General features: G+C 66.7%; 15 protein-coding genes. 7 read left to right on the forward strand and 8 right to left on the reverse strand.

Features of this window, described 5'->3' with window-relative positions; translation table 11 throughout:
- Nucleotides 1-47: 47 nt before the first annotated feature.
- Nucleotides 48-1,490: a chemotaxis protein CheA gene (locus tag ACM6JT_RS23525; protein ID WP_414857496.1), complete on the reverse strand. Its 1,443-nt coding sequence runs from the start codon at nt 1,488-1,490 to the stop codon at nt 48-50.
- Here ACM6JT_RS23525 and ACM6JT_RS23530 point away from each other — a divergent pair.
- Nucleotides 1,477-1,779, forward strand: coding sequence for a hypothetical protein (locus tag ACM6JT_RS23530; protein WP_233344627.1), 303 nt, complete (start codon nt 1,477-1,479; stop codon nt 1,777-1,779). The genes ACM6JT_RS23525 and ACM6JT_RS23530 overlap by 14 nt on opposite strands.
- On the opposite strand, the gene ACM6JT_RS23535 is transcribed toward ACM6JT_RS23530, so the two are convergent.
- From ACM6JT_RS23535 to ACM6JT_RS23560, 6 genes are all read right to left on the reverse strand, one after another.
- The gene (locus ACM6JT_RS23535) at nt 1,776-2,057 is read right to left on the reverse strand and encodes a hypothetical protein (protein ID WP_034180494.1); all 282 of its coding nucleotides are present in this window, start codon (nt 2,055-2,057) and stop codon (nt 1,776-1,778) included. The two genes, ACM6JT_RS23530 and ACM6JT_RS23535, sit on opposite strands and share 4 nt — an antisense overlap.
- 74 nt (nt 2,058-2,131) lie before the next feature.
- Nucleotides 2,132-2,722, reverse strand: coding sequence for a hypothetical protein (locus ACM6JT_RS23540; RefSeq protein ID WP_034180495.1), 591 nt, complete (start codon nt 2,720-2,722; stop codon nt 2,132-2,134).
- 111 nt (nt 2,723-2,833) lie between these two features.
- Nucleotides 2,834-3,157 (reverse strand): hypothetical protein, encoded by a 324-nt coding sequence (locus ACM6JT_RS23545; RefSeq protein ID WP_034180982.1) that lies wholly within the window; start codon nt 3,155-3,157, stop codon nt 2,834-2,836.
- A 238-nt stretch (nt 3,158-3,395) separates the two neighbouring features.
- Nucleotides 3,396-3,590: a hypothetical protein gene (locus ACM6JT_RS23550; protein ID WP_414857419.1), complete on the reverse strand. Its 195-nt coding sequence runs from the start codon at nt 3,588-3,590 to the stop codon at nt 3,396-3,398.
- 1,094 nt (nt 3,591-4,684) lie between these two features.
- Nucleotides 4,685-4,882, reverse strand: coding sequence for a hypothetical protein (locus tag ACM6JT_RS23555; RefSeq protein WP_152603905.1), 198 nt, complete (start codon nt 4,880-4,882; stop codon nt 4,685-4,687).
- Nucleotides 4,883-5,191: 309 nt separating this feature from the next.
- Nucleotides 5,192-6,115, reverse strand: coding sequence for an AraC family transcriptional regulator N-terminal domain-containing protein (locus tag ACM6JT_RS23560; RefSeq protein WP_414857420.1), 924 nt, complete (start codon nt 6,113-6,115; stop codon nt 5,192-5,194).
- A gap of 181 nt (nt 6,116-6,296) precedes the next feature.
- On the opposite strand from ACM6JT_RS23560, the gene ACM6JT_RS23565 reads away from it, so the two are divergent.
- Both ACM6JT_RS23565 and ACM6JT_RS23570 read left to right on the forward strand, forming a co-directional pair.
- Complete coding sequence (locus ACM6JT_RS23565; protein WP_034180497.1) at nt 6,297-6,758, forward strand: (2Fe-2S)-binding protein; 462 nt, start codon at nt 6,297-6,299, stop codon at nt 6,756-6,758.
- A 2-nt stretch (nt 6,759-6,760) separates the two neighbouring features.
- Entirely contained in the window at nt 6,761-8,971 is a 2,211-nt protein-coding gene (locus ACM6JT_RS23570; RefSeq protein ID WP_175747378.1) for a xanthine dehydrogenase family protein molybdopterin-binding subunit, read from the forward strand.
- A gap of 123 nt (nt 8,972-9,094) precedes the next feature.
- Here the strand turns inward: ACM6JT_RS23570 and ACM6JT_RS23575 are convergent, their stop codons facing one another.
- A complete protein-coding gene (locus tag ACM6JT_RS23575; RefSeq protein WP_414857421.1) occupies nt 9,095-10,297 on the reverse strand; it encodes a Fic family protein in 1,203 nt (400 codons plus the stop codon).
- A gap of 484 nt (nt 10,298-10,781) precedes the next feature.
- On the opposite strand from ACM6JT_RS23575, the gene ACM6JT_RS23580 reads away from it, so the two are divergent.
- From ACM6JT_RS23580 to ACM6JT_RS23595, 4 genes are all read left to right on the forward strand, one after another.
- Entirely contained in the window at nt 10,782-11,180 is a 399-nt protein-coding gene (locus tag ACM6JT_RS23580) for a winged helix-turn-helix domain-containing protein (RefSeq protein WP_105391120.1), read from the forward strand.
- 392 nt (nt 11,181-11,572) lie between these two features.
- Nucleotides 11,573-12,727 carry a type III secretion system cytoplasmic ring protein SctQ gene (sctQ, locus tag ACM6JT_RS23585; protein WP_034180500.1) on the forward strand — a complete coding sequence of 385 codons (1,155 nt, stop codon included), beginning with the start codon at nt 11,573-11,575 and terminating at the stop codon, nt 12,725-12,727.
- A gap of 3 nt (nt 12,728-12,730) precedes the next feature.
- The gene (gene sctR / locus ACM6JT_RS23590; RefSeq protein WP_034180501.1) at nt 12,731-13,405 is read left to right on the forward strand and encodes a type III secretion system export apparatus subunit SctR; all 675 of its coding nucleotides are present in this window, start codon (nt 12,731-12,733) and stop codon (nt 13,403-13,405) included.
- A complete protein-coding gene (locus tag ACM6JT_RS23595; protein ID WP_414857422.1) occupies nt 13,402-14,196 on the forward strand; it encodes a lytic transglycosylase domain-containing protein in 795 nt (264 codons plus the stop codon). Before sctR ends, ACM6JT_RS23595 begins: the two co-directional genes overlap by 4 nt.
- The last annotated feature ends 37 nt before the right edge of the window (nt 14,197-14,233 follow it).

Here is a 14,233-nt window from a genome sequence, read left to right on the forward strand (position 1 = left end):
AGCCGTGCGTCCGGCGTTCCGGTCGCACGGCTGCCCGACCCGCGTACTCACGACGACGTGCTCGTCGAGATGACCGCCGGCGCCGGCGCGGCCGGTGCAGCCGGTGCGGCCCGCTGGTCGACCGTGGCCGGCGGCAACGCCTTCGCCGGATCGGTCAACGCCGACATGTCGGCAGGCTGCGCCGGTGCGGCCGCGGATTCGACCGCGTCCGGCACCTTCGCGTCGGCGGCCGGCATGTCGGCTGCCGGCGCGGCCATCGCAGCATCCGCCGCCTGCGGCGCGGCTTCGGCCGCGGCCGGTGCGGCTTGCGCGCTGTCCGCCACCTTCGCATCGACTGCGGGCGCCGCGACGACGGCAGCAACCGGCGCGGCAGCGGCTTGCGCTGCGTTGTCGGTCGCGACCGGCATCGGCTCAGGAGCCTTGTCGGCGACGGCCGGCGCAGGCTCAGGAGCCTTGTCAGCGACGGCCGGCGCGGGCTCGGGAGCTTTGTCAGCGACAGCCGGCGCGGGCTCGGGGGCCTTGTCGGCAACGGCCGGCGCAGGCTCGGGAGCCTTGTCCGCGACAGCCGGCGCAGGCTCGGGAACCTTGTCGGCTACAGCCGGCGCAGGCTCGGGAGCCTTGTCTGCGACAGCCGGCGCAGGCTCGGCGACCTTGTCGGCGACAGCCGGCACAGCGACGATGGCCGCGGCGGGCACCGCACTCATCGCGGCCGGCGCAGCAGCGGCCGGTGCGACAGCTGCAGCGACAGCCGGCGCGGCGGCAACCGCCGGTACTGCCGCGGCAACCGGTGCGACAGCAGCGGGCACGACGGCCGCCGCTTGCGACGCCTTCGCGGCAGCCGCCTGCGCGGCATCCGGCACCTTGCTGGCGACGGTCGGCGCGGCGATCGCCGGCACGGGCACCGGAACCGGAATCGGCGCCGCCTGCACCGCGGTCGTCGCCACCGGGCGCGCCTGCGCCGGCGCAGGCGCGGCAGCGTCGAGCGGCGGCAGGCCCATGCGGTTGCGCACGATCGGATCGTGATACTTCACGTCGTCGGCGACGGTCGCTTCGACGCTGGGCGCGACATTCGAACGTGCGAGCGGCGCGGTCGTGCCCGGGCACAGGTGCCCGGTCGCTTCCACCGCACGCCGGTTCGCGTCGCTCTGGCAGAGCAGCGCGAGCGCCACGTCGGTCAGGCCCATCGCGCGGAATTCGCGCGCATCGAGACGACGGACGCAGGCCTGGTCGACCAGCGTCGTGCCGCCCGTCGCACCGAACCCCGGGAACGACACGCCGACGCTCACCGACCCCATGCAGGTGTCGGACAACGTGGTCGTGAGGCCGGGCGCCTGGATGGACGGGTTCGTCTTGATCGTCTGCGTACCCGAGTAGTTGACGTTTTCCGATATCTGGGTGTTGTACGGGTTGGTGCCGGGCGAGCCGGGCGCCTGGAGCGAGCTCACGCTCTGCGGCGTCACGTTCGAGCCGCCGCTCGTGCTGGACGGCATCGTCACGTTCACATTCACGCTCGAATTGCCGCTGCCGCGAACCCCGCTGCTGCTGGCGGCATTGCCGCCGCGCGAGCTCGTGGTGTTGGTGTTCATGCTCGAGCCGCCGCCCTGGCTGATCGCCGTCGACGACGTCGAGGACTGCGCGCTCGAAGTCGAATCCGCGGTTTGTGCCTGGGCACCGATCGTGGTCATCGCGAACATCGCCGCACATGCCACCTTGATCCTGTTGCTGTTCATTTCACTCTCCGGACGAGGTTTTGACCTCCCACCCAGGCAACCGTACTAATTCCCCTGAATGACTTCAGTCTTTGCTGCTTCCCCGAACTGCTTCCAGCCACTGCCCAGCTGGGACCACGAGCCGGCCGACATGCCCTGCCACTGCTGGGCGCCCGGTCCGCCGATGGCACTGCCCGACGAAAGCGTTTGTCGTTCTGACGGTTTGATTGTCTGGTCAGGGTTGTTTGACGTCTGCATATTCGATTGCACACCATCGGCAGCACGGTCAGCGCCATACGCCGTCAGAGACGCGAGCATCAGAGCGGCGGCAATCAGTTTCTGCTTCATGCCAACTCCTTACGTGACAACAATGCGGGAAAAGAGACCAGCGTCGCTGGGAAACTGGTCCCCCCCACACCTGACTAATGACTGCTTCCGGTCGCGCTCGAACTGCCCTGGCTTCCGCCCGATGCGGACGGCGAGCCGGCCGGACCGGTACTCCATACGGTCGACGAGTTGTAGTGATTCGAACCCGCGATCGCGCCTGACCCGCCACTGCCCGTCAGCCCGGCAGCACCCGCGTTGGCAATGCCCTGGTCGTTCGCACCCGTAGCCGTGTAGTGGTTCGCGCCGAGTACGATCGTGGCGGTCACCCCTCCCGACAGCGCATTCGCGTTCTCGTTCGTGCTGCCGTTTCCACCGAACGAGCCTGCGGCACCGATACCGCCGCCTGCCGCGAACGCGCCCCCGTTCGTGCCCGAACCGCTGGCCGTCGAGGTCGAGTTGTGGAAGGCGGATGCCGTGCCGGCGGAACCAGCGGGTGTCACGGTACTTCCTGCATTCGCGCCCGCCGTCGAAGTCGAATTGCTGGTATAGCTGCCGGACCCGACCAGCACCGAACCGGAAACACCCGCTGCAACGGATTGCGTCTGGTTGGTGGTGAACGAACCGGCGGCCAATGCAGCCGACGAGATGACGGTGAGCGCTGTCGCTAATATGACGTTGGCTTTCATAGCAATCCCTTGCTGTGAGGAAGTTCGGCGGTGGCGGAGCCGGGCCTGCCCGCATACAGCGAAACCCGGCATCCGTACCGCCAGCCAATGACGAACGCTACGCGCCGCGGCTTAGTGGTGAATCGTCCAGCCGATCGAGCCGGCATTCGCGCCGCTCGTGCCACCAGCCTGTGCGCCGCCGAAGCCGAAGCCGCTGACCGACGACGATTGCGTGTGGTTGGTGTACGAGATCGAACCGCTGCCCGGGCCGCCGGCAACCGCAGCGGCTGCGCCGAGTGCCGCGCCGGAATCGGTCGCGGTGAAATGACCGAACCCGGCAACACCGGCCATCGTCGAACCGCCGCTCGTCGAGTTGCTGCTCGACACCGTGCCGCTGGCTGCGAACGCTGCACCCGAAACGGCCAGAACTGCTGCTGCAATGAGAAGCTTCTTCATGGTCGACTCCATAACGGCGTGGACGAAATGAGCCGGGACGATTGCACGCCATCAATCTTCCTGACTTGAGCAATCCTCAAAAAATAAGGATCACTATCAAATTACGAGATTCCTGTTTTCTTTGAAATCCAGGTCTTTTGGATTTTTTGTCCAGGTGAAGTTTAGTTTTGTGTTTTTTTTAAGTTATCCAAAACTTATGATCGCGTGCTTTCCATTATTTTTACGAATATTGAATATTTCACGAAAACACGCCAATTCGATTAACCGGAATGACGAATACACATTGCCGGCCCGCGATTTTCGACACCCCGTCGGAAACAAATGCCGGCACCGGCACCCGTTCCGGAATCGAAAATGCGCGAATACATTTACCACCACAAAATGCAGCGCCGCTCAAAATGCGCTCTTTAGTCGAGCGAAAAATGGCCTGCATTGCAGCCAGACGCCATGTCTGCTCCCTGAGGGAGCGACGAAAGGTTTCCGGATAATCCGGCCGACAGGCGTTCGATCTAATCCGGCCGGCACCGGTATTGACCCGGCGCGATCGAAACTGCCTTGCACGGTTGAAGACGAATCGGCGTCACGCTGTCCGGCACGAACAGGCTGACCCATCCGGGTGAACTGAATGATGGCGAGCACCGCTGTCGCCTGGTTGCCGCACGGAGCGACAACCGCTCCAGCACGCGGAGCGTGCGGAGGGCGGGAAATCGGCAAGGCGCGACCCGCGACGCTGGCACTGCGTCGCAAGCGATACCCCGAACTTTCCGACTACCCCTTTGGTGCGCAAAGAACGCGCCGATCAAGCCACTGCTTATAGTCTTCATCGCCGTTTCCCCGACTGGCTTATTGACGAGTTGGCCGCCCCCACATCGTTGTTGCATCGTGTCGACCGCTCGCCGGTGCGTGTAGTAGCGCAAGCAGCGTGCCACGCGTTATTCCACCGCTCATTGCGCGCGCCGAACGGCCGCCGCGCCGGCTCGAATCGCCGGGAACGTAACTTTTTGTTTCAGGAATGTATCGCGACAACGGTCGGGCACACGCGCCGATCGTTGCGCATCGCGAAGCAATACCACGATTTGACGGACGAATCCGGCACGCCGGCCCTCGCCGGACGGCCAGGTGAACGAGTGTTTCAAACTTGAGAAGCGCGCTGTCACGCATCGCCCGCTGCATCCGTTTTTTTCGCTTGCGAACCGTGCATCGCGACACGTTCGACCGGCCTCCAATGCCCGGACGAACGGGAATCGAAACGTGCGGAGCCCCGTTCTGCAAGCCCGCGCGGCCGCCTCCGATGTGCCTGCGACACGCATTCGTCCCGACCGGCGAAATGATTTTGATTCAACTTTGCAAATACCGACACGATCATGCGACATGATTTTGTCATCCAGACCATTCCCGGCGTAATAACTAAAACAAATGAAAACGCGCAATCCAGCCGAGGCCGGCGCAACAGTTTTTCACTTTCATTCGTTCCCCTTCACACCTCGAACCACCCGACGGGCAATACATCGAAGAAACATTTTTAAATCAGCCATCCCCGCTTTTCTCATCGTTGAAACACACCGATTCAACGCGCGATTTCGCGTCAAAAAATCCCACAAACGCCTGATTTACCGAAATTTTATTCGTATCGAACCACACCGATCCGGCCATCGCCCGAGGTATTTTCCTGTCCCCATCATTCACTCGTGAAACAAAAGCGCGCATATCGCGCGGCAATTTCATGCCCTCGCCAGCGCACCGCGGGTTTGCGTCGTTCACGGCGTGCCGACTGCCTGATTTCCGGCTCTCACCGAGCGGCACGCCACGGCACACGGATTGCGGATGGCGGCCGCTCGTCTAACGACGTGTCGGGGGAAAAGGCGATGAAGATCACCACCGATCGAGCGGCGCTCGCGTCACGCGCAACGTCGAACGCGGCACGCTGCGCTTCGGCAGCGACGTCCTGCAGGCGACGGTCGTCGCGAAATAGCCGATGGCCGCCGAGCGACGGCCCGCAGCCACGGCCAAGCGGCGCACCGCGCCGCCGCCGCGTCAGCCGAGCAGTTCCTTCTTCCGCAGGTGCACGACGTCGCGCATCGGCGGCGCGCCGAACAGCCGGCTGTATTCGCGGCTGAACTGCGACGCGCTCTCGTAGCCGACCACGGCAGCCACCGACCCGACGTCGCCGCCCTGCCGCAGCAACAGCCGCCGCGCCTCGTGCAGCCGCAGCTGCTTCTGGTACTGCAGCGGGCTCAGCGTCGTCACGTGCTTGAAATGGTGGTGCAGCGACGACACGCTCATGTTGACCGCCTGCGCGAGCGTCTCGACGCGCATCGGCTCCGCGTAATGATCGCGGATCCATTCGATCGCGCGCGCGATCCGGTGCGTCTGGCTGCCCGCGATCGCCATATGCCGCAGTCGCGTGCCCTGCCCGCTCGTCATCAGCCGGTACAGCAGTTCCTTTTCGATCAGCGGCGCGACGACCGGAATGTCGGCCGGCGTATCGAGCAATCGCAACAGCCGCAGCGCGGCGTCGAGCAGCGGCGGCGTCAGTTCGGCGAGTGCGATGCCTTCGCCTTCGGGGCCCGCGTCGGGCTCGGGCAGCCGCATCTCGGCCGCGAGCTCGACGATGCGCTGCGGATCGAGCGTCAGCGACAGGCACAGGTACGGCGCATCCGGCGACGCGCGCGTCACGCGCGACAGGATCGGCAAGTCGATCGACGTGATCAGGCAATTCTGCGTGTCGTATTCGTAGGCCTGGCCGGCCACGATCACGCGCTTCGCGCCCTGCGCAGCGATCACGAGCGCGGCACGCGACACGCCGCAGCCGAGATCGACCGGACGCGTGTGCCGATGCAGCATCAGGCCCGGCACAGCGGTCGAATGCGAGCCGTCCGCCGGCGCGAAGCGGCCGATCAGCGACGCCAGCTCGCGCCGCCCGGATTCGCGCAACGCCGCGATATCGGTCATGTCCATGACGAATCCTCGATTGATTTCCCCATGTCGCGGGAGCATAGCGAAACGGCCCACGGCGTGCCCGGGATTTGCAGGATTGTTCAATAAATTTGCAGGATTGGGTAGACGCAAAAACCGGCTGCTCGCGCACACTGCCCGCTAACCGGGCGCATGCCGGGTTTTCCCCACGGAGACAACCAAAATGCCTACCTCGTTTGTCCTCAACGGCAAGAACGTTACGCTCGACGCCGATCCGTCGATGCCCGTCCTCTGGGCGATTCGCGAACACGCAGGACTGACCGGCACGAAGTTCGGCTGCGGCATGGCGCAGTGCGGCGCGTGCACGGTGCATCTCGAAGGCCAGGCCGTCCGCTCGTGCGTGCTGCCGCTCGCCGGTATCGCCGGCAAGCACGTCACGACGATCGAGGGCCTGCAGAGCAAGCCCGCGCAGGCCGTCCAGGCCGCGTGGGTCAAGCAGCAGGTTCCGCAATGCGGCTATTGCCAGTCCGGCCAGATCATGTCGGCCACCGCACTGCTCGAACAGAACCCGAAACCGACCGACGCGGACATCGACGCCGCGATGAACGGCAACCTGTGCCGCTGTGCGACCTACGCCCGCATCCGGGCCGCGATCCACGACGCGGCCGCGACGCTGGGAGCCTGACCATGACGATCGAACTCGACAACCGCGATTCGGTGCGTCCGTCGCGCCGCACGTTCCTGAAGGCAGCGGGCTCCGCAGCCGCGGTCAGCCTGACCATCGGCTTCGAATGGGCCGGCCTCGGCCGCCGCGCGCTCGCCGCGACCGCACCGGCCGCCGATTTCGCGCCGAACGCGTTCCTGCGCATCACGCCCGACGGCACCGTCACGGTCATCGCGAAGCACGTCGAAATGGGCCAGGGCGCGTATACGGGCATCGCGACGATCGTCGCCGAGGAACTCGACGCCGACTGGTCGAGCGTGCGCGTCGAAAGCGCACCGGCCGACGCGAAGCGTTATGCGAACCTCGCGTTCGGCACGATGCAGGGCACGGGCGGCAGCTCGGCGATGGCGAACTCGTGGCAGCAGCTGCGCGAAGCGGGCGGCAAGGCCCGCGCGATGCTCGTGTCGGCCGCCGCGGCCCGCTGGAAGGTGCCGGCCGGCGAGCTGACGACGGCCAATGGCGTCGTCACGCATGCGAAGAGCGGCAAGACGGCCGCCTACGGCACGCTCGTCGCCGACGCATCGAAGCTGCCCGTGCCGGACAAGGTCGTGCTGAAGCAGCCGGCCGATTTCAAGCTGATCGGCCAGCGGATTCCGCGCGTCGATGCATCGGCGAAATCGAACGGCACCGCGCATTTCACGCTCGACACGACCTTCCCCGGCATGCGCGTCGCGCTGCTGCAGCGCCCGCCGCGCTTCGGCGCGACGGTCAAGTCGTTCGACGCGACGGCCGCGAAGGCGGTGCCGGGTGTCGTGTCGGTCGTGCAGGTGCCGCGCGGCGTCGCGGTCGTCGCGACGGGCTTCTGGGCCGCGAAGCAGGGCCGCGACGCGCTGAAGGTCGAATGGGACGAAAGCAACGCCGAAAAGCGCGGCTCGGCCGAGATCATGCGCGAATACCGGCAGCTCGCGGAGAAGCCGGGCACGTCGGCGCGCAAGGACGGCGACGCCGACGCGGCGATCGCCGGCGCCGCGCGCAAGCTCAGCGCGACATACGAATTCCCGTATCTCGCGCACGCGCCGATGGAGCCGCTCGACGCGGTCGTCAAGCTGACGCGCAACGGCTGCGAAATTTGGGCCGGCGACCAGTTCCAGACGATCGACCAGGCGAACGCCGCCAAGGTCGCGGGCCTGAAGCCCGAGCAGGTGAAGATCCACACGCTGTACGCGGGCGGCAGCTTCGGCCGGCGCGCGAACGCGTGGTCGGACTATGTGGTCGAGGCCGTGTCGATCGCGAAGGCGCTCGGCGCGGACGGCAAGCCCGTCAAGCTGCAGTGGACGCGCGAGGACGACATCCAGGGCGGCCTCTATCGGCCGATGTACTTCCACAAGCTCGACGCGGGCCTGACCGCGGACGGCAAGCTGGTCGGCTGGCGCCACCGGATCGTCGGCCAGTCGATCCTCGCCGGCACGCCGTTCGAGGCGTTCATGGTCAAGAACGGCATCGACGCGACGTCGGTCGAGGGCGCGGCGAACCTGCCGTACGCAGTGCCGAACGTGTCGGTCGAGCTCACCACCGCGAAGACGGGCGTGCCCGTGCTGTGGTGGCGCGTGGTCGGCAGCTCGCACACGGCCTACGCGGTCGAGGCGTTCATCGACGAAGCCGCGCACACGGCCGGCAAGGATCCGTACGCGTTCCGCCGCGACCTGCTCGCGAAGGAGCCGCGCATGCGCGCGGTGCTGGAGCTGGCCGCGCAGAAGGCCGGCTGGGATCCGGCCAAGCCGCTGCCGAAAGGCCGCGGGCGCGGGATCGCGGTCGCCGAGGCGTTCAAGAGCTATGTCGCGCAGGTGGCCGAGGTGTCGGTCGACGCGGACGGCAAGGTGAAGGTCGAGCGCGTGGTGTGCGCGGTGGATTGCGGGATCGCGATCAATCCCGACATCGTCGCCGCGCAGATGGAAGGCGGCATCGGCTTCGGGCTCGGTGCGGCGCTGCACAGCGCGATCACGCTGAAGGACGGCCAGGTCGAACAGCGCAACTTCGACGGCTACAACGTGCTGCGGATGGCCGAGATGCCGAAGGTCGAGGTGTATATCGTGCCGTCGGCCGAAGCGCCGACCGGGGTCGGCGAGCCGGGCGTCGCGCCGATCGGGCCGGCGGTCGCGAACGCGATCTTCGCGGCGACGGGCAAGCGGCATTACGTGCTGCCGTTCGATTCGGCGGATAGCGCGAAGGCTTGATGGGGGGGTGACGACGCTGGCCGCGGGGCGAAAGTTGCCCTGCGGCCAGCGCTTTTCAACGCGTCGCCGAAGACCTTATGCTCATTCGAGCAGAGGCCTCATGGCACGCCCCGCCAGCCGCGCTCACTCCTGCTCGACCTCTGGCCAAAGCCTCGGAAAGAGAAACCGGAGGCCACTCAGCGGCAATCCAAAGGAAAGCTCGCCTCGATGCGAAGGCGAAGTCAGCAGCCCGCAATCCAGCAGCGACCGAACGATTCGGCGCGCCAGTACGTCGCTCACGCCCAGCATCTGGGCAAATTCCGCCCGCGTTACCGTTCGGCGCAGTGCCACAAACTCCATGGCCAGTGCCGCGGCTTCCGGTTTGATGACCGATTTTTCCGAACGGATGGTCCACGGATTGGCTTCCAGGTATCGCAGCAAATCCAGCAAACGCCCCGTCACCCCGTCGAACTCCGTCATATGCACCATGAAACCGACCTGGTCCTGGCAGCAGTCGAGAAAGAACCGCGCGAACTTGACCAGCCCTTCCTGGGATAGATTGCCCCGACCGTCCAGATCGTTACGCCGTGTCTGGTCGGCCTCGCTCAGCCGGGCGTAATACTGCTCATGCTCTCGCGCCAGCCCTCGAAGCGGCGACCAGAGACCGTGGGTCAGATCGGCAGCGCGTAATCCGAGATGCGAATGCAGACGTGCCACCCGGCCGTTACCGTCCATGAACGGGTGCACCCAGGTCAGACGATGATGCGAACAGGCGATACCGATCAGTTGATATTCCTTGGCGCGAATGCGGGCATAACGTGCGGCCCAGGCCTGAAGCAACGGGTCGATCATCTCCGGCTCCGGTGCCAGATGACGCCCAACCGTTACATCCAACCGACGAAATTCGCCTGGGACGATGACATCCCCCTCACCGGTGAGTCGCTCATCGTCGGGCAAGCCGGAAAAGAAGCGATCGTGAATGGCCGAAATTCGTGCCGGGTCGAATAGCGCGGCAACCGGAAGCGCATGCCACTCTTTCTCAAGCGCCGCTTCCGTTGCGATATGCGCGACCGCGAAGCGTTGCTTCTTGCGCTCGACGATATCGGTTGAATAATCCCGATGCAGCGCAGCCTCGATCTTTGCGGGCGTCGTATGCTGGCCTTCGATCTTGTTCGTGTAGTACGAATTCATGGCGCGCAACTGCGGCACGAGCGCGCTGGCCAGCGGAGTATCGCGTACGGCCAGCAACCGCTGCGAAGAGTCGATGAGCTCGGCGGCCTGCTCAAGCAGCGGATCGAGTACGCGATCCTCGGGAAACAACGGTTCGAAGGTAGCGACGGTCGTCATACTTCGCTGTCGGGTTCCATGTAGGGTTTGATGTCGGCAATTATAGCCACTTATCATACTGATTTATATAGACTTTCACTTGATCAGTGTAGGGTTCCATGTAGGGTTCCATGTAGGGTTCCATGTAGGGTTCCATGTAGGGTTCCATGTAGGGTTCCATGTAGGGTTCCATGTAGAGTTTGTCTTGCCCGCCCCTTATCCAGACGGTGAGCGCGTTACCAGCCATTTCCCGCCTCCCCCACACGTTACGCCAGACGTAACGCCCGTAACGTCGCCCCTCGATGCTACGTAACAATTCTTCAAAATTGCTCCGCCCCCTTCCGCACCCGCCCCGCGCGCCGCGTTAAAAATTCTTTTGAATTCAAGGCTCCACGCCGCCTGCCCCCGGCGTGCTCCGCCGTCGACACCTGACCGTCCATCCCCTGGCCCGGAAGTTGCAGTACATGACCCGCAAACACTCCTTTATGGACATGCGAGGGCCACCATGGATTGCAAATACCTGTACATCGACAACATAAAAATCAACTTCGTGCGCCGCACGATCGAAATCGACAACAAGGTCGTTGACGTTACGCCGCGCGAATTCGACGTCGTCGAATTCCTGCTCGACAACATGAACAAGGTCGTGCCGCGGCAGGCAATCCAGGAAGCCGTATGGGGCCGGGAACTCGCCGTGTCGTCGCGCACGCTCGATACCCATATCTCGCGGATCCGCTCGAAACTGCAGCTCGAGCACGACAAGAACCTGCGGATCATCCCGATCTATGCGGTCGGCTATCGCCTCGTGCTGTTCGGTGCGGCCATGACGCACGTCGAGCGCCACGAAGCGGCGCCGATCCTGCGTGCCGCGCCGCCGGCCGTGATGGCCGCCGACTACGCCTGACGATTCACCCGCGCGCCGCCCGCCCGCGGCGCGCCAGCAGCACTCCCCCCCACCGCGCTGTGCAGGTTCGCAGCGCTTCGCGTCCCGCCAGCCGGATGCGGCCACACGCCGCCCGGCCCGCCAGCCGGTCGCGACCCGACCGCCGCCTCCGGGCGGCGGTTGCTTTTGGCCGCCCGCCGCCGCGCATCGCGCTGCGCGGCATTCCATCACGCGGCGTCACGCTTCGTAGCGCCCCGCGCTCGCCGTCGCCGCGCGATGCACGCGACTACGGATTCCGGCGCGGCACGCGGCCATGGCCGTCCCTACAATCGACGCAGCAGCCGCGTGCCCGTCCGCGCCACCGGCCCCATAACAACCCGTCGAACCGACGCCGAATCCGCCCCGATCCCGCCGTGCCTGCGCAGTTCCTGACGAATGCCGACGCCGGCGACGCCGCGAACCGGGCCATGCCCGCCGCTTCCGTGCCGCCCGCCGCTGCTCCGGCAGCGGTCGCGCTCGACGCGTCGCCCTACCTGCCGCGCCTGTCCGCCGCCGCCGCGCGCGGGCTGTCGCACGCGTACTGCGCGACCGGCGCCGTTCCGGTCACGCTCGGCGAGCATGCGTACGAGCTGCGCTGGCGCATCGAGGCCGAGCCGGCCGCCGATGCGCACGCATATCGCTTCGTCGTCGGCCCGGCCACCGGCACGCTATGGATCGATCCGGTCGCGGAAACGGAATGGCTCGGCGACGCGGCCGACCCGGCCGTGCCGGCCGTGATCCGCGCGGCGCTGCTCGCCGACCTCTGCGCGCCGCTCACGGCCGTGCTGCAGGCCGCGACGCGGCAGCGCGTGGAACTGCTGCCGCCGCCCGCGAGCGCGCCCGCCTGGCGTGCATCGCCGGCCGCGCTGCGCTTCGAACTGCGGCGCGCCGACGGCGCATGGCGCTGCCACGGCGCACTGCTGTTCGACGCGCCCGATGCGCTGGCCGTGTTCTTCGCGGCCGCGCCGGCCGCGCTCGCCGACACGCGCGCGGCCTACGCGAACCTGCCCGTGCCGCTCGTGTTCGAGATCGGCCGCACCGAGCTGACGATGGCCGAACTGGCCGACGTCGTCGGCGGCGACATCATCGCGATCGAGCGCTGGCAGGCGCACGAGCAGAACCTGCTGTGCGTCGCGCGGCTGCCTGCCGCGCCGGCGTGGGAGATCACCGGACGGCCGTCGGGCAACCGGCTGACCGTCGAACGAATCAGGGAGATGCCTTTGGAACCGACCCGCACCGACACCGCGCCCGCGACGGCGCACGACGCGCCGCCCGCCGATGCGCCGCGCACGCTCGACGGCCTCGCGGTCGACCTGCGCTTCGAACTGCCGCCCACGTCGATGCCGCTCGGCGAGTTGAGCGCGCTGCAGCCGGGCGCCGTGATCGAACTGCAGCAAGGCATCAACCAGAGCGTGATCCATCTGGTTGCGAACGGGATGCTGATCGGCACCGGCCATCTGATTGCAGTCGGCCAGAAACTCGGCGTGCGGGTCGTCACGCTGACGCAACCCGCGCCGCGCGAGCGCTGAGCGATGGGCAACCTGCCGAATCCGGTCGCGCTGATCGCGGTGATCGCCGCGCTCGGCATCGCGCCGTTCGCCGCGCTGATGGTGACGAGCTACACGAAGCTCGTGGTCGTTCTCGGCCTCCTGCGCTCCGCGCTCGGGATCCAGCAGGTGCCGCCGAACCTCGTGCTGAACGGCATCGCGCTGATCCTGTCGCTGTTCATCATGGCGCCCGTCGGGATGTCGATCCGCGACGCGCTGCAGGCGCGCCACTTCGACGCATCGGGGCAGCTGTCGACCGCCGACGTCGGCGCGCTCGCCGATGCCGCGCTGCCGCCGATCAAGGATTTCCTCGTATCGCATACGCGGCAGCGCGACCGCGAATTCTTCGTGCGCACCGCGACGTCGGTCTGGCCGAAGAACCGCGCGGACGGCATCAAGGACGACGACCTGCTCGTGCTGGTGCCGAGCTTCACGCTCGCCGAACTGACGAAGGCGTTCCAGATCGGTTTCGTGATCTATATCGTGTTCATCGTCGTCGACCTGCTGGTCGCGAACATCCTGCTCGCGCTCGGGATGCAGATGATCTCGCCGACGACGATCTCGGTGCCGTTCAAGCTGCTGCTGTTCGTCGCGCTCGACGGCTGGTCGCTGCTCGTGCACGGGCTCGTGCTGTCGTACCGCGTCGCGGGCGCGGGATGAATGCGCGCGGCCTGCGAACCGCCGCCGTGCACCTGTGCGCGCTGGTCGGGCTGCTCGTGCTCGCATTCGCCGGCATGCAGCCGCGCATCGCGCATGCGGCCAGCGGCGCGGGCTTCGCGCAACTCGCTCGCGCGTGTGCGCCGAACGTCGATCCCGACACGCTCGCCGCGCTCGTGCGCACCGAATCGGGCTTCAATCCGTACGCGATCGGCGTGGTCGGCGGCCACCTGGCGCGCCAACCCGCGTCGCTCGACGAGGCACGCGCGACCGCGCGCGAGCTTGCGTCGCGCGGCTTCAGCTACAGCGTCGGCCTCGCGCAGGTGAACGAACGAAATTTCTCGAAATACGGGCTCGACGAAGCGACGATGTTCGAGCCGTGCCGCAACCTGCGGGCCGGCGGCGCGATCCTGACCGAATGCTTCGCGCGCTCGTCGGGCACCGGCCGCGCCGCGCAGGCCGCATTGCGCGCGGCGCTGTCGTGCTACTACAGCGGCAACTTCACGACCGGCTTCTCGAGCGGCTACGTGAGCCGCGTCGTCGCGAGCGCGCAGCGCAACGCGCGCGAAGGCGGCGTCGAACCGATTCCGGTCGTAAGCGACGCGCCGCCGCCCGAGCGCCGCCGGCGCACGGAAGCCGCCGCCGTCACGCCGCCCGAACACGCGCGGAGGCTGGCGTCTCCCGCCGCGTCCGCCGATGCGCCTTCGTGTCACGCGCGCCCGGTGGTGATGATGTGCCGCGGACTGCCGGCGAACCAGGCGAAGCGGCTGTGCGTGCGGTGTCTCGATCAGTGAACGGGTGCGGCGCGGGCGTGTGCGCGGGCCGTCGTCA

The organism is Burkholderia sp. IT-111MI5 (genome assembly GCF_949752865.1).
GTDB lineage: Bacteria > Pseudomonadota > Gammaproteobacteria > Burkholderiales > Burkholderiaceae > Burkholderia > Burkholderia pyrrocinia_C.

Bases quoted from the DNA above. Each gene is read 5' to 3' on its own strand.
- ACM6JT_RS23535 (WP_034180494.1), bottom strand. From the start codon at position 2,057: ATGAAGCAGAAACTGATTGCCGCCGCTCTGATGCTCGCGTCTCTGACG.
- ACM6JT_RS23545 (WP_034180982.1), bottom strand. From the start codon at position 3,157: ATGAAGAAGCTTCTCATTGCAGCAGCAGTTCTGGCCGTTTCGGGTGCA.
- ACM6JT_RS23575 (WP_414857421.1), bottom strand. From the start codon at position 10,297: ATGACGACCGTCGCTACCTTCGAACCGTTGTTTCCCGAGGATCGCGTA.
- ACM6JT_RS23555 (WP_152603905.1), bottom strand. From the start codon at position 4,882: ATGAAATTGCCGCGCGATATGCGCGCTTTTGTTTCACGAGTGAATGAT.
- ACM6JT_RS23540 (WP_034180495.1), bottom strand. From the start codon at position 2,722: ATGAAAGCCAACGTCATATTAGCGACAGCGCTCACCGTCATCTCGTCG.
- ACM6JT_RS23595 (WP_414857422.1), top strand. From the start codon at position 13,402: ATGAATGCGCGCGGCCTGCGAACCGCCGCCGTGCACCTGTGCGCGCTG.
- ACM6JT_RS23570 (WP_175747378.1), top strand. From the start codon at position 6,761: ATGACGATCGAACTCGACAACCGCGATTCGGTGCGTCCGTCGCGCCGC.
- ACM6JT_RS23580 (WP_105391120.1), top strand. From the start codon at position 10,782: ATGGATTGCAAATACCTGTACATCGACAACATAAAAATCAACTTCGTG.
- ACM6JT_RS23550 (WP_414857419.1), bottom strand. From the start codon at position 3,590: ATGCAGGCCATTTTTCGCTCGACTAAAGAGCGCATTTTGAGCGGCGCT.
- ACM6JT_RS23560 (WP_414857420.1), bottom strand. From the start codon at position 6,115: ATGGACATGACCGATATCGCGGCGTTGCGCGAATCCGGGCGGCGCGAG.
- ACM6JT_RS23565 (WP_034180497.1), top strand. From the start codon at position 6,297: ATGCCTACCTCGTTTGTCCTCAACGGCAAGAACGTTACGCTCGACGCC.
- sctR (WP_034180501.1), top strand. From the start codon at position 12,731: ATGGGCAACCTGCCGAATCCGGTCGCGCTGATCGCGGTGATCGCCGCG.
- ACM6JT_RS23525 (WP_414857496.1), bottom strand. From the start codon at position 1,490: ATGCCGTCCAGCACGAGCGGCGGCTCGAACGTGACGCCGCAGAGCGTG.